The sequence below is a fragment of the Methylorubrum subtropicum genome (assembly GCF_038442325.1).
Taxonomy (GTDB): Bacteria; Pseudomonadota; Alphaproteobacteria; order Rhizobiales; family Beijerinckiaceae; genus Methylobacterium; species Methylobacterium subtropicum.
Map to the genome: position 1 here is coordinate 127,823 of NZ_JBBXMW010000007.1, position 13,968 is coordinate 141,790.

The 13,968-nt window shown below is 68.4% G+C and carries 12 protein-coding genes; all 12 read right to left on the bottom strand.

What is annotated here, in order from left to right; genetic code table 11:
• Positions 1-4: 4 nt before the first annotated feature.
• The 12 genes from proS to AAHG03_RS12030 all read right to left on the bottom strand — a co-directional run bounded on the left by proS (position 5) and on the right by AAHG03_RS12030 (position 13,845).
• Positions 5-1,330, bottom strand: coding sequence for a proline--tRNA ligase (gene proS, locus AAHG03_RS11975; protein WP_342150896.1), 1,326 nt, complete (start codon positions 1,328-1,330; stop codon positions 5-7).
• A 492-nt stretch (positions 1,331-1,822) separates the two neighbouring features.
• Positions 1,823-3,100: a sugar MFS transporter gene (locus AAHG03_RS11980; protein ID WP_342150897.1), complete on the bottom strand. Its 1,278-nt coding sequence runs from the start codon at positions 3,098-3,100 to the stop codon at positions 1,823-1,825.
• Positions 3,101-3,259: 159 nt separating this feature from the next.
• Positions 3,260-3,895: an acyltransferase gene (locus AAHG03_RS11985; RefSeq protein WP_342150898.1), complete on the bottom strand. Its 636-nt coding sequence runs from the start codon at positions 3,893-3,895 to the stop codon at positions 3,260-3,262.
• A 10-nt stretch (positions 3,896-3,905) separates the two neighbouring features.
• On the bottom strand, positions 3,906-4,238 hold the full coding sequence (locus AAHG03_RS11990) for a DUF1467 family protein (RefSeq protein WP_342150899.1): 333 nt from the start codon (positions 4,236-4,238) through the stop codon (positions 3,906-3,908).
• A 202-nt stretch (positions 4,239-4,440) separates the two neighbouring features.
• On the bottom strand, positions 4,441-4,845 hold the full coding sequence (gene mce, locus AAHG03_RS11995; protein ID WP_091942038.1) for a methylmalonyl-CoA epimerase: 405 nt from the start codon (positions 4,843-4,845) through the stop codon (positions 4,441-4,443).
• Between the two features lie 202 nt (positions 4,846-5,047).
• A complete protein-coding gene (locus tag AAHG03_RS12000; RefSeq protein ID WP_342150900.1) occupies positions 5,048-6,721 on the bottom strand; it encodes a ribonuclease J in 1,674 nt (557 codons plus the stop codon).
• An 18-nt stretch (positions 6,722-6,739) separates the two neighbouring features.
• Positions 6,740-7,714: a biotin--[acetyl-CoA-carboxylase] ligase gene (locus tag AAHG03_RS12005; RefSeq protein WP_342150901.1), complete on the bottom strand. Its 975-nt coding sequence runs from the start codon at positions 7,712-7,714 to the stop codon at positions 6,740-6,742.
• 5 nt (positions 7,715-7,719) lie between these two features.
• Positions 7,720-9,159, bottom strand: a complete 1,440-nt coding sequence (gene nuoN / locus AAHG03_RS12010; RefSeq protein WP_342150902.1) for an NADH-quinone oxidoreductase subunit NuoN — start codon at positions 9,157-9,159, stop codon at positions 7,720-7,722.
• Positions 9,156-10,736 (bottom strand): NADH-quinone oxidoreductase subunit M, encoded by a 1,581-nt coding sequence (locus tag AAHG03_RS12015; protein WP_342150903.1) that lies wholly within the window; start codon positions 10,734-10,736, stop codon positions 9,156-9,158. The genes nuoN and AAHG03_RS12015 overlap by 4 nt, the downstream gene beginning before the upstream one ends.
• Positions 10,736-12,862 (bottom strand): NADH-quinone oxidoreductase subunit L, encoded by a 2,127-nt coding sequence (gene nuoL, locus AAHG03_RS12020; RefSeq protein WP_342150904.1) that lies wholly within the window; start codon positions 12,860-12,862, stop codon positions 10,736-10,738. The genes AAHG03_RS12015 and nuoL overlap by 1 nt, the downstream gene beginning before the upstream one ends.
• A 54-nt stretch (positions 12,863-12,916) precedes the next feature.
• Entirely contained in the window at positions 12,917-13,222 is a 306-nt protein-coding gene (gene nuoK / locus AAHG03_RS12025) for an NADH-quinone oxidoreductase subunit NuoK (RefSeq protein ID WP_243913647.1), read from the bottom strand.
• Between the two features lie 2 nt (positions 13,223-13,224).
• On the bottom strand, positions 13,225-13,845 hold the full coding sequence (locus AAHG03_RS12030; RefSeq protein WP_183570476.1) for an NADH-quinone oxidoreductase subunit J: 621 nt from the start codon (positions 13,843-13,845) through the stop codon (positions 13,225-13,227).
• Positions 13,846-13,968: the final 123 nt, after the last annotated feature.

Here is a 13,968-nt window from a genome sequence, read left to right on the forward strand (position 1 = left end):
CGCCTCAGACGCGCCGCAGCCGGGCCGGCAGATCGACCGGGTCGAGCGTCTCGCGCTCAGCCGTCGCGCGGCGCTTCAGCTCGATCTTGCCGTCCGCCAGACCCTTCGGGCCGACGATGACCTGCCAGGGCAGGCCGATCAGGTCGGCGGTGGCGAACTTGGCGCCGGGCCGGTCGTCGCGGTCGTCGTAGAGGACCGAGAGGCCCGCGGTCTCGAGCGCGGCCTGGATCTCGGCGCAGGCCGTGTCGCAGGCGTTGTCACCCACCTTGAGGTTGATCAGCGCGACATCGAACGGGGCGATGGCGTCCGGCCAGATGATGCCGGCCTCGTCGTGGCTCGCCTCAATGGTGGCGGCGACGAGCCGGCTCGGGCCGATGCCGTAGGAGCCCATATGGACCGGCCGCTCCTGCCCGTCCGGGCCGGTGACGACGGCCTTCATCGGCGTGGAGTACTTGGTGCCGAAATAGAAGATGTGGCCGACCTCGATGCCGCGGGCCGACAACCGCGAGGCCTCCGGCACCTCGGCGAAAGCGGCCGTGTCGTGCATCTCGTCGGTGGCCGCGTAATGCGAGGTCCAGGCATCGACCACGCCCTGGAGGCCGGCGACATCATCGAAATCGACGGACGGGGGCGGCACCGGCATGTCGAGATAGGCGCGGTCGCAGAAAACCTCGCTCTCGCCGGTATTGGCCAGGATGATGAATTCGTGGCTGAGGTCGCCGCCGATGGGGCCGGTGTCGGCGCGCATCGGGATCGCGCGAAGGCCCAGCGTCTCGAAGGTGCGCAGGTACGAGACGAACACCTTGTTGTAGGAGTGGCGCGCCCCGGCCTGATCGAGGTCGAACGAGTAGCCGTCCTTCATCAGGAACTCGCGCGAGCGCATGGTGCCGAAGCGCGGGCGCACCTCGTCGCGGAACTTCCACGAGATCTGGTAGAGGTTTTTTGGGACGTCCTTGTAGGAGCGGGCGCTGGCGCGGAAGATCTCGGTGACGACCTCCTCGGCGGTCGGCCCGTAGAGCAGGTCGCGCTCGTGGCGGTCCTTCAGGCGCAGCATCTCCTTGCCGTAGGCCTCGTAGCGGCCGGATTCGCGCCACAGGTCGGCGGCCTGGATCGTCGGCATCAGGATCTCGACGGCGCCCGCGCGGTCCTGCTCGGTGCGGATCACCCGGCAGACCTTGTCGAGCACGCGCAGGCCCAGCGGCAGCCACGCATAGATGCCCGCGGCCTCCTGGCGGATCATGCCGGCGCGCAGCATCAACCGGTGCGAGACGATCTCGGCTTCCTTGGGCGTCTCGCGCAGGATCGGCAGGAAGTAGCGGGAGAGACGCATCTTTCGACCTTGAACGGCTGACCACGCCCGGCAGCAGGAGACGGGCCGGCGCGCGAGGCACACAACACATTGCGCCGGGAAAACACAAGCGTGGACGGAGCACAGGCCGGGCGGGGGATGGTTGTCTCGATTCAGTACGCCGTCATTCCGGGCTCCGCAGCGCGGCCCCGGAATGACGGCGGTGGAGGCGGGGAGCGGGGGTGCGCGCAGCCCTTTTCGATCCGCCAGGGTGCGGTTTGCCGCAAGGTCGGCAAAAAAGCGCTGGGAACCGTCTCCGGCCTGATGACAAAGGGAAATCTTCTTCCTATAAGCACCTCGCGATGGTCGCCGCCCAGCGAGGTGGCGCACGGTCCGAGTCTCGGGAGGAACAAGCAGCCGCCGCGCCGTAAGCAATGCGCGAGATAAAGCTAGGCTGCAAAACACTCGATTGTTTCAAAGCAAGGCCTCGTGCCTTGCTTTTTGTTTTTCGGGCCCTCGCTAAGATTGCGCTGTTCAGCCGAGCGCACCGCGGGCATGGGCCGCGGCGAAGCCCGCGATGCAGAGATAGCAGAGGACCGGGGCGGCGAGCGCCACCGCGAGGCCGAAGCCGTCAGCGAGCGCCCCGGTCGCCACCGGGATGATCGCGCCGCCGACGATCGCCACGCAGACGATGCCCGCGCCCTGCGCCGTGCGCTCGCCCAACCCCTCGATCGCCAGCGCGAAGATCGTCGGGAACTGGATCGCGTTGGCGAGCCCCACCGCGATCAGTGCCCAGCCCGCCAGCGTGCCGGCGCTCGACGCGGCCAAGGCCGTGAGCCCGGCCGCCGTCAGCGCCACCGCGCACAGCGCCGCCCCCGGCCGGACCATCCGCAGTACGAACGAGCCGACGATCCGCCCAGCCAGCGCCCCGCCCCAGTAGAAGCTCAGCAGATGACCGGCCTGCTCAGGGGTCGCGCCGAGCACCTGCGGCTGCTCCAGCCAACTCACCATCAGCGTGCCGATGGCGACCTCCGCACCGACATAGAGGAAGATCGCCGTCGCCCCGAGCGCGAGGCGCGGCTGCCGCAACAGATCGAGCCCGAGCCCGGCCGGGCCGGCGGTCTCGGGTGCGCGCTCCTCCCGCACCCGGCGGCGCAGGAACCAGAACAGGATCGCCAGCGCGCACAGGCCCGCGGCGATGACGAGGAAGGGCGTGCGCACGACATCCGCCTCGGCCTGCCGCGCGGCGGCGAGTGCGGCCGGATCGGTGCCCGTCGGCGTGACGGTGTGGGCCAGGATCGTCCAGGCGCCGATGACCGGGCCGATGGTGGTGCCGAGCGCGTTGAAGGTCTGGGCGAGCGTCAGCCGGCTCGATGCCTGGGCGGGATCGCCCAGCCGCGCCACCAACGGATTGGCCGCCACCTGCAGCACGGCGATGCCCGACGCCATCACGAACAGCGCTAGCAGGAACATCGGAAACAGCCCGATCCGCGCGGCGGGCGCGAACAGCAGGCAGCCCGCGGCCATCACCACGAGGCCGACGACGAGGCCGCGCATGGCGCCGATGCGCGTCACCATCGCGCCCGCGGGCAGCGAGATCAGGGCGTAGGCGGCGAAGAAGCAGAACTGGGTGAGCGTCGCCTCGGTGTAGCTCAGGTCGAACAGGCTCTTGAGCTTCGGCGTGACGATGTCGACGAGGACGGTGGCGAGCCCCCAGGCGAAGAACAGCGCCAGCATGAACGGCAGGAGCCATCCCTGGCCGCCGCCCGCGCCGTCGGCGGGCGGGCGCGACCCCGGCATCGTCGCGGCCATGGCGTCTCTCCCTCGCGGGCCGCCTCTGCGACGAGCGGCCTCTTCCAAGGTGTCGAAGCCGGCATGGACCGTGTCAATTGACGATTGCGTCGATGGTCTCGGTTGTTCTGCCGCATCGGCTTTCTCTGACAAGCCGGTTCCCACCTTTTGGGCCGATGCTCAGCGCGACCAAAGGATGCCGCGCCGGGCGATGCGGGCGGGCGTGCCGACGAGGACGCAGTCGGGCTCGTCGAAGCCGTGCATCACCGTCGAGCGGAAGCCGACGACGCAGCCCTCGGGCACCCGCGCGCCCTTCATCAGCGCGGCCTCCGCCGCGAGCCAGACCCGGTCGCCGACGATCACCGGTTCGGGCGGGTTGAGGCGCCGGCCGGTCGCGCGCTCGAGGATGGCGTGCAGGTCGCCGCTGCGCAGGCGCACGCCGCTGGCGATCAGGCAATCGGCGCCGATCCGCACATCGGCCCCGCCCGCGACGATGCGGGTGGTCTTGGCGTCGGTGCGGTCGCCGATGCGGACGGTGAGGCCCTCGCCGCGCAGGCCGATCCGCCCGGAGAACCGTACGTCGTCGCCGATCTCGATGCGGTTGCCCTCGCCCCGCACCGCGATCACCAGCCCGCGGGTGCGGAAGTTGCGCCCGATCCGCACGAGGTTTCCGCGGGCGCCGTCGTGGAAGAAGGTGGTCAGGCGGGTCAGGCCGGCACTGAGGCCGCTGCCTTCGAAGCGATTGTCGCGGTCGAGCCACGCGGGCCGCGTCCGCCGCGGGGCTTTTCGGGGTGCGGGGGGACCGGCGGGGCTCATGGCGCCGAGGTTAAAGGCGCGCCAGCGGAAAGATCAGGATCGCGGCCATGAAGGCGGCGCCGGCCAGGAGCGTCGTCAGCAGCGCTTTTTCGCGCAGACGCGGGGCCGCGGGGGCGCCGGGGTCCTGGCCCGGCACCAGCCGCTGCGGATCGGCCTCCGCGGCGTTGCCGAGCGGGAGGATCGCGAACAGGAAGGTCCACCACAGGACGAAGTAGAGGGCGAGCGCGCCGAAGATCGTCAGCGCGAACCCTTTGACGGCCACCGCCACCAGCACGGCGACGAGCGCGGCCACCGTGAGGACGGTCAGCGGCGTCGAGGCGGCGAGGGTGCGTAGGGGGGTCATGGTTTGCCGTTTTTGCTGATCGCGCGCCGCGCGTATCCCCTCCCCCCTCTGCGGGGGAGGGTGGCCCCCGAAGGGGGTCGGGAGAGTGGAGCGACGGTGCCGCTTGGCCGCGTTCGAAAAAGGACTCTCCGGAAGCGTCGTCCCCTCTCCCGCCCCGCATCCGCGGGGCACCTTCCCCCGCGGAGGGGGGAGGGTTAGGCCGCTAGACCTGCTCCAGTTCGACCAGCGTCCCCAAGAAATCCTTCGGGTGCAGAAAGATCACCGGCTTGCCGTGCGCGCCGATCTTCGGCTCGCCGGTGCCGAGCACCCGTGCGCCGGCGGCCTTCATCTGGTCGCGGGCCGCAATAATGTCGTCCACCTCATAGCAGACGTGGTGGATGCCGCCGGCCGGGTTCTTGTCCACAAAACCCTGGATGGTCGAGTTCTCGCCGAGCGGCGACATCAGCTCGACCTTGCTGTTGGGCAGTTCCACGAAGACGACGGTGACACCGTGCTCCGGCTGCGGCAGCGGCTCCGTCACCTTGGCGCCGAGCGTGTCGCGATAGACCGCGGTCGCCGCGTCGAGGTCTTTTACGGCTATAGCGACGTGATTGAGCCGTCCGATCATGTTTTTGCTCCTCCCTGCCCGCTGCATTCCCCTCCCCCCTGCGGGGAGGGGTAGGGGTGGGGGTGGTTCAGAAGGCACCGCCTCGCCCCATCCTGCACTACCCCCACCTCCGGCTCCTCCCCACCTAGATTGGGCCTGCCCAATCTAGGCAGACAAGTGCGGATTTCGGGCAAGCCCGAGATCCGTGGGGAGGAGAGGATACTCACACCTCCACCACCTGCACGTGGCAGGCGGGCTTCTTGCCCCAGGCCTCGTTGACGGCGGAGCGGATGGCGCGGTCGACCGCGTTCTCGACCGCTTCCGAGTCCTTCATCTTGCCGCGCGGCAGGTTGCCCAGCGTGCGGTGGACGATGTCCACCACGGTGTCGAGCAGGGGCTCGTTGCTGCGGCCGCGGTTGGGCAGGCCCATGATGTCCACCGCCGGCTCGCCGACCACCATGCCGCGGTCGTCGATGGCGATGGCGACCGAGACGATGCCGGTCTGGGACAGCTTGCGCCGCTCGGGGATCGCCCGGTCCTTGTGGTCGATCAGGACGTTGCCGTCCTTGTAGAGCCGCCCGGCGCGGACGTGCTCGACCACCTCGGGCTTGCCCGGGGCGAGCCGCACGACGGCGCCGTTGCGGGCCTTCACCACGGTCTCGACGCCTTGGGAGCGGGCGAAGCGGGCGTGCTCGTCGAGGTGCAGCGCCTCGCCGTGGACCGGTACCACGGCCTTGGGCCGGGTCCAGCCGTACATCGCCACCATCTCCTCGCGGCGGGGATGGCCTGAGACGTGGACGAGTTCGGTGCGGTCGGTGATGACCTCGACGCCGGCCTCGATCAGGTCGTTGATGATGGCGCCGACATCGCGCTCGTTGCCGGGAATCGCGCGCGACGAGAAGATGACGCGATCACCGGCCGTCAGCGAGATCGCCGGATGGTCGTCGCGGGAGACCCGCGACATCGCCGCCCGCGGCTCGCCCTGCGAGCCGGTGAGCAGGCAGACCACCTTGTCGCGCGGGATGTGGCCGTAGGATTCGGCGCCGCGGAAGTCCGGCAGGCCGTCGAGGTAGCCGCATTCGCGGGCGACATCGATGACCCGGTCCATGGCGCGCCCGACCGCGATCACCTCGCGGCCGCAGGCCTGGGCGGCCTCCGCCACCGCGCGGATGCGGGCGACGTTCGAGGCGAAGGTCGTGACCGCGACGCGGTGGGGCGATTCCTCGATGATGCGCCGCAGCGTCGCCGACACCTCGGACTCGCTGGGTGAGCGGCCCTCGCGCAGCACGTTGGTCGAGTCGCAGACCAGCGCCAGGATGCCCTCGTCGCCGAGCGCGGTGAAGGCCTCCGGCGAGGTGGTGTCGCCAGCGACCGGCGTGTCGTCGAGCTTCCAGTCGCCGGTATGGACCACGAGGCCGAACTCGGTGCGGATCGCCACCGCGTTCGATTCCGGGATCGAGTGGGCCACCGGCACGAACTCGATCTCGAACGGGCCGACGGTCACCCGCTTGCCCGGCTTGATCTCGCGCAGGTCCACTTTCGGGGCGCCGGGCTCCGAGAGGCGGCGGGTCTCCAGCAACTGCTTGGCGAAGCGCGTGGCATAGACCGGCGCCTTGAGGCGCGGCCACAGCTCGGAGATCGCGCCGATATGGTCCTCGTGCGCGTGGGTGATGAAGATGCCCAGAAGATCCTTCTTGCGCTCCTCGATGAAGGCGAGATCCGGGAACATCAGATCGATGCCCGGCAAGCCCTCCTCACCGGCAAAGCCCATGCCGCAATCGACCATGATCCATTTGCGCTGCCGCTCGGGACCGATCCCGTAGAGGCCCGCATTCATGCCGATCTCGCCCACGCCGCCGAGCGGCACGAAGACGAGCTCGTCCTGCCGTGTCGTCATCTTGTCGTCTATCCAATTTCAAGCCGCCGTCGCGGCACGTCCGAAATGCACCTCGCCCGCCGTCACGGTTCGTCGTGTTCCGTCCGGGGCGAGGATCACGAGCCGCCCCCCCTCGTCGATCGTGTCAAACGTGCCCGACAGCACCGTCTCGGCGGTTCGCACCGACACGGGGGCCCCGACCCCCGCCGCGCGCTCCAGCCAGAGCTGCCGGATGTTTTGGAATCCGCGCCCCTTGTTCCAGATCCGGGCCGCTTCGACAAATCGTTCCGTCAGGGATTCGAGCAGAATGGGCGCATCGACCGCATGCGCGGGGCGAAGGGCCGCGGCCGGATAGGGCAAATCGTCGGGCGCGGCGGCGACGTTGACGCCGAAGCCGATGACGACCGCGCGGCGCCCGCCGGGGAGCTGCTCGGCTTCCAACAGGATGCCGGCGAGTTTTTTGCCGTCCATCAGGACGTCGTTGGGCCATTTCAGGCGGAAGGCATCCGCGGCATCCCCTCTCCCCGCACGCGGGGAGAGGGCTCTGCCGACCTCGTCGTCGGCAGAGCGAGCCGGCAGGCGATGGTGAGGGGGAGTTTCCGAAGGAGTCTCTTCCGGAGAAGCCCCCTCACCCCCGCTGCCGCTTGTCTCGCCCCCGACGAGGGGGGCTCGACCCTCTCCCCGCGTGCGGGGAGAGGGGGTGTGTAACCGGCACACATCCCGAATGGCATCGACCAGCGCCACCCCGGCCACGAAGCCCAGGGTCGCGACCATCTCCGGTGCCACGCCGGCCACCGGCCAGAGCAGGCTGACAAAAAAATTGCCCTCGGGCGATTGCCAGACGTTGCCGCGCCGGCCCCGGCCCGCGTCCTGCACGCGGGTCGTGACCCAGAGCGGGCCGGTCTCGCCCTCGCGGGCGCGGGCGAGCGCCTCGGTATTGGTCGAGCCGAGACGGTCGTGGCTGTGCAGGCGGTGGCCGTCCGCACGGGCCGCCGGGCTGAGCCGGAAGGTCATATTCCTCAGAACAGGGACTTCGCAGCATTCCCCGCCGCCGCCACCAGCGGGGCCGGGATCAGGAAGAACAGCACCACGACGACGCTGGACGCCGCCAGAACGATGGCCGAGCCCGGCGGGATGCGCTCGTAGGGGGCTTGGGGCTCGTCGAAGTACATCACCTTGACGAGGCGCAGGTAGTAGAACGCGCCGACCACCGAGGTCACCACGCCGATGACGGCGAGCGCCACGAGGTCCGCCTTGATGGCGGCGGCGAAGACGTAGAACTTGGCGAAGAACCCGGCCAGCGGCGGGATGCCAGCGAGCGAGAACATCATCGCGGCGAGGCTGAAGGCCAGCCACGGATGGGTGCGCGAGAGGCCCGACAGGTCGTCGATGGTCTCGAACATCTTATCCTTGCGGCGCAGGCTGAGCAGCACCGCGAAGGCACCGAGCGTCATCGCGAGGTAGACGATCATGTAGATGACGACGCCGCGGATGCCTTCTTCCGAGCCGGCGGCGAGACCGATGAGGGCGTAGCCGACATTGCCGATGGAGGAATAGGCCATCAGGCGCTTGAGGTTGCGTTGGCCGATCGCCGCGAAGGAACCGAGCGCCATGGAGGCGATCGAGACGAAGACGATGATCTGCTGCCAGACCGCGGTCACGTCCGGGAAGGCGCCGATGAAGACGCGGACCGTCATCGCCATGGCGGCCATCTTCGGCGCGGAGGCGAAGAAGGCGGTCACCGGCGTCGGCGAGCCCTCGTAGACGTCGGGCGTCCACATATGGAACGGCACCGCGGCGAGCTTGAAGGCGACGCCCGCGGCCACGAACACGATGCCGAGCACGAGGCCGAAGCTCGCTGGGCCGTTCAGCGCCGTGACGATGCCGGGGAACGAGACCGTGCCGGTGAAGCCGTAGACCAGCGACGAGCCGTAGAGCAGCATGCCGGACGAGAGCGCGCCGAGCACGAAGTACTTCAGGCCGGCTTCCGTCGACTTCACGTCGTCGCGGTGGAAGGCGGCGATGACGTAGGCCGCGAGCGATTGCAGCTCCAGGCCGAGATAGAGCGAGATCAGGTCGTTGGCCGAGGCCATCACCATCATGCCGATGGTGCAGAGCACGATCAGGATCGGGTACTCGAACCGGTCGATGCGCTCGCGCTGGAAGTAGTCGCGCGACAGCAGGATCGTGGCGGCCGAACCGATCAGGATCAAGGCCTTCATCACGCGGGCGAACGGATCGGCGATGAAGGCGCCGTTGAGCGTCGTCACCGTGCCGGTCTGCGAGACCACGAGGAAGAAGGTGAAGATCAGGAGCCCCAGCGCGCCGAGATTGGTGCTCTCGGCCGAGCGCTCGCCGCGCCACGCGCCCCAGAGCACCAGCAGCAGCGCGCCGACGCTCAGGACGATCTCCGGCAGGACCGGCGTGATCGACGGCAGGACGGACTGGATCGGGGTCATCGCGCGGCGGCCTCGATTTTTTGGGAGGTCTCGGGGGCGGTCTTCTCCGCCGCCGCGAGCTTCGCCGCCTTGGCGGCGGCCTCCGCGTTCTGCGTGTTGGCGAGCGCCGTGCGCATGTTCTGCATCAGCGCCTCGGTCGAGGGCGCGAAGGTGTCGAGCACGGGGGCCGGGTGGACGCCGTACCAGATCGTCAGCGCGACGAGCGGCGCGATGATGATCTTTTCCCGCAGGTCGAGATCGAGGATGCCCTGGAGGTTGGGCTTCTCCAGCTTCCCGTAGATCACCCGCGCGTAGAGCCAGAGCGCGTAGCCGGCCGAGAGGATGATGCCGAAGACCGAGAAGAAGGCGACCGTGGGGTTGGCCTTGAAGGCGCCCATCATCGCCAGGAACTCGCCGACGAAGCCGGACGTGCCGGGCAGGCCGACGTTCGCCATGGTGAACACCATCATGGCGGCGGCGTAGAGCGGCATGCGCTTCACGAGGCCGCCATAGGCGGCGATCTCGCGGGTGTGCATCCGGTCGTAGACGACGCCGACGCATAGGAAGAGCGCGCCCGAGACGATGCCGTGCGAGATCATCAGGAATAGCGCGCCCTGGATGCCCTGCTCGTTCAGCGTGAACAGGCCGAGCGTCACGAAGCCCATGTGCGCCACAGACGAGTAGGCGATCAGCTTCTTGATGTCGGTCTGCATCATCGCGGTGAGCGAGGTGAAGATGATCGCGATCACCGAGAGGGCGAAGACCAGCGGCGCGAACTGGGCGCTCGCGTCCGGCAGCATCGGCAGCGAGATCCGGATGAAGCCGTAGCCGCCCATCTTCAGGAGGATGCCGGCCAGGATCACCGAGCCCGCGGTCGGCGCCTCGACGTGGGCGTCGGGGAGCCAGGTATGGACCGGCCACATCGGCATCTTCACCGCGAACGAGGCGAAGAAGGCGAGCCACAGCCACCACTGCATGCCGACGGGGAAGCGGTGGGCGAGCAGCGTCGGGATGTCGGTGGTGCCGGCCTCCCAGTACATCGCCATGATGGCGAGCAGCATCAGCACCGAGCCGAGCAGGGTGTAGAGGAAGAACTTGAAGCTCGCGTAGATGCGCCGCTTGCCGCCCCAGATGCCGATGATGAGGAACATCGGGATCAGGCCGGCCTCGAAGAACAGGTAGAACAGCACGAGGTCGAGCGCGCAGAACACGCCGATCATCGTGGTTTCCAGCACGAGGAAGGCGACGAAGTACTCCTTCACCCGATTCTCGACCGAGAGCCACGAGGCGCCGATGCAGAACGGCATCAGGAACGTGGTCAGCAGGATCAGCGGCATCGAGAAGCCGTCGACGCCGAGCTTGAACCGGATGTTCTCGGCGAGCCACGCATGCGACTCGACGAGCTGGAAGCTCGGGGACGCGATGTCGTAGCGGGCCCAGGCGGCGAGCGAGAGCAGGAAGGTGACGACCGTGGTGATGAGCGCGGCCCAGCGGGCGTTGCGCTTCACGGCCTCCGTCTCCTCACCCAGCGTCAGGATGAAGGCGGCGCCCGCGAGGGGGACGATCAGGAGCCCGGAGAGAATGCCGAGGCCGAACATCAATGCGCTCCTCCGACCGCCGGCACGCCGGAGACGAGGTACCACGTGATCAGGCCGGCGACCCCGACGAGCATCACGAAGGCGTAGTGGTAGACGTAGCCGGTCTGGAAGCGGACCACGCCGCGGGTGACGTCGACCACGCGGGCCGAGATGCCGTCGGGGCCGAAGCCGTCGATGACGCGCCCGTCGCCCTCCTTCCACAGGAACAGGCCAAAGTTCTTGGCCGGCCGTACGAACAGCCGGTCGTAGATCTCGTCGAAGTACCACTTGTTGAGCAGGAAGCGGTACAGGATCGGCTGCGAGGTCGCGAGGCGGTTCGGCAGTTCGGGCCGGCGCAGATACATCCAGAACGCCAGCAGGAAGCCGAGCACCAGCATCACGAACGGCGCGTTGGCGACCCAGCCGGGCACGTCGTGGAGCTTGTGCATGATGCCGTTGCCGGAATCGTGCGGCAGCGCCGAGCCCCAGAACTTGTCCATGTCGTGGCCGATGAACCGCTCCTTGAAGATCAGGCCGGCGAACAGGGCGCCGAAGGCCAGGATGCCGAGCGGGATCGTCATCACGAGCGGGCTCTCGTGCGGCTTGTGAGCGCCGTGATCGTCGTGGTGCTCGATCGCGCTGTGCGAGGCGGGCTCGATGTCGTGGCCCTTGTCATCGTGGGCGACGCCCTCGTGATGGCCGGGCTTGCCGTCGGCCTCGTGGGCGAGGGCATGCGAGTGGGCATGGTCGTCGTGCGCGGCATGCGCGTGGTCGTCGTGACCGTGCGCCCCGTGCGCGACCCAGCGCTGCGGGCCCTCAAAAGTGAGGAAGAACAGGCGCCAGGAATAGAACGAGGTCATCAGCGCGGCGATCACGGTGGCGAGGAACGCCAGCACGTGGCCGGGGCGGTCGGACATATAGGCCGCCTCGATGATCGCATCCTTGGAGTAGTAGCCGGCGGTGAAGGGGAAGCCGATCAACGCGAGGGTGCCGATCGTCATCATCGCCGTGGTGAAGGGGATGTATTGGCGCAGGCCCCCCATGTTCCGCATGTCCTGCTCGTGGTGCATCGCGTGGATGACCGAGCCGGCCCCGAGGAACAGCAGCGCCTTGAAGAAGGCGTGGGTGAAGAGGTGGAACACGCCGGTGGCGTAGGCGCCCACGCCGAGGCCGACGAACATGTAGCCGAGCTGCGAGCAGGTCGAGTAGGCGATGACCCGCTTGATGTCGTTCTGCACGAGGCCGACGGTCGCCGCGAAGAAGGCGGTGATGCCGCCCATGACGGTGACGACGGTGAGCGCGGTGGGCGCCAGCTCGAACAGCGGCGACAGGCGGGCGACCATGAACACGCCCGCGGTCACCATGGTGGCGGCGTGGATGAGGGCCGAGACCGGGGTCGGGCCCTCCATGGCGTCGGGCAGCCACGTGTGCAGCAGGAACTGCGCCGACTTGCCCATGGCGCCCATGAAGAGCAGCAGGCAGGCGAGCGTCAGGGCGTGCCAGTCATGGCCGAGGAAATGGAAGGTCGCGTCCTTCAGCTCCGGCGCCTTGGCGAAGATCGCATCGAAGCCCACGGACCCGGTGAGGACGAACACGAGGAAGATGCCGAGGGAGAAGCCGAAATCGCCGACGCGGTTGACGATGAAGGCCTTCATCGCCGCGGCGTTGGCCGACGGCTTCTCGTACCAGAAGCCGATCAGCAGGTAGGAGGCGAGGCCGACGCCTTCCCAGCCGAAGAACATCTGCACGAGGTTGTCGGCCGTCACCAGCATCAGCATGGCGAAGGTGAACAGCGACAGGTAGGCGAAGAAGCGCGGCCGGTGCGGGTCCTCGTGCATGTAGCCGATGGAATAGACGTGCACGAGGGTCGAGACCGAGGTCACGACCACCAGCATGATCGCGGTCAGCGTGTCGGCCTTGAAGGCCCAATCGACCACGAGGTCGCCGGCGGTGAACCACTGGGCGACGTGCACCGTCTCGGCCCGGCCGTCGCCGGTGACGAGGAAGAAGGCGCCCCAGGCGAGCAGGCAGGCGAAGGCGAGGCAGCCCGTGGTGACGAGCTCGCTCATCCGCGCGCCGATGGTGCGCCCGAACAGGCCGGCGATCAGCGCGCCGATCAGCGGGAAGAAGACGATGGCGTGATACATGGGGGATCGTGCCTCGCAGCAGGCGGACGAAGGGGTGGTCTCGCGTGCGCGACCTCAGCCCTTCATCATGCTCACGTCTTCGACGGCGATGGAGCCGCGGTTGCGGAAGAACACCACCAGGATGGCGAGACCGATGGCGGCCTCGGCGGCGGCCACGGTCAGCACGAACAGGGCGAAGACCTGTCCGGTGATGTCGTTGAGATGGGTCGAGAACGCCACGAGGTTGATGTTGACCGCGAGCAGGATCAGCTCGACCGACATCAGGATCACGATGACGTTCTTGCGGTTGACGAAGATGCCGAGCACGCCGAGCGTGAACAGGATCGCGGCGACCGTCAGGTAATGGCTCAGGCCGATCATGTTCAGACCTCCACGCCCTGGCGGGACGGAACCTTGATGGTGTCCACCGCCATCGCCTGGGTGCGGGCGTTCTGCACCGAGATGTTCTGGCGCTTGACGCCGGCGCGGTCGCGCAGGGTCAGGACGATGGCGCCGATCATCGCCACCAGCAGGATCAGGCCGGCGATCTGGAAGAAGTAGACGTAGTCCGTGTAGAGCACCCGGCCGAGCGCCTGGGTGTTGGTGAGGCTCTCGCCGTGGGCCGCGCGCCCGAGCGGCGCTTGGACGAGGCCCGGATCGAGGGTCCAGGTGCCCACCACCAGCAGCAGCTCGATCAGAAACACCGCGCCGATCAGCCCGCCGATCGGCAGGTAGCGCTGGAAGCCCTGGCGCAGCGCGGCGAAGTCCACGTCGAGCATCATCACGACGAAGAGGAACAGCACCGCCACCGCGCCGACATAGACGACGATCAGGATCATCGCCAGGAACTCGGCGCCCATCAGGACGAAGAGGCCCGCGGCGTTCACGAAGGCGAGGATCAGGAACAGCACCGAGGTGACGGGGTTCCTGGCGGCGATCACCATGAAGCCCGAGGCCACGGCGAGACCGGCGAAGAGATAGAAGAAGGCGGCGGCTGCGGTCATGCGGTGTTCAGCATCGGCCGCCCTCTCGGGCGGCTCCCTTCTGCCTCGGTGGACCCTCGGCCGCAGGCGGCGGCCCGTCTATAGAACCGGCCCTTGCGGCGCACAACGGTGATGGCGCGTAGG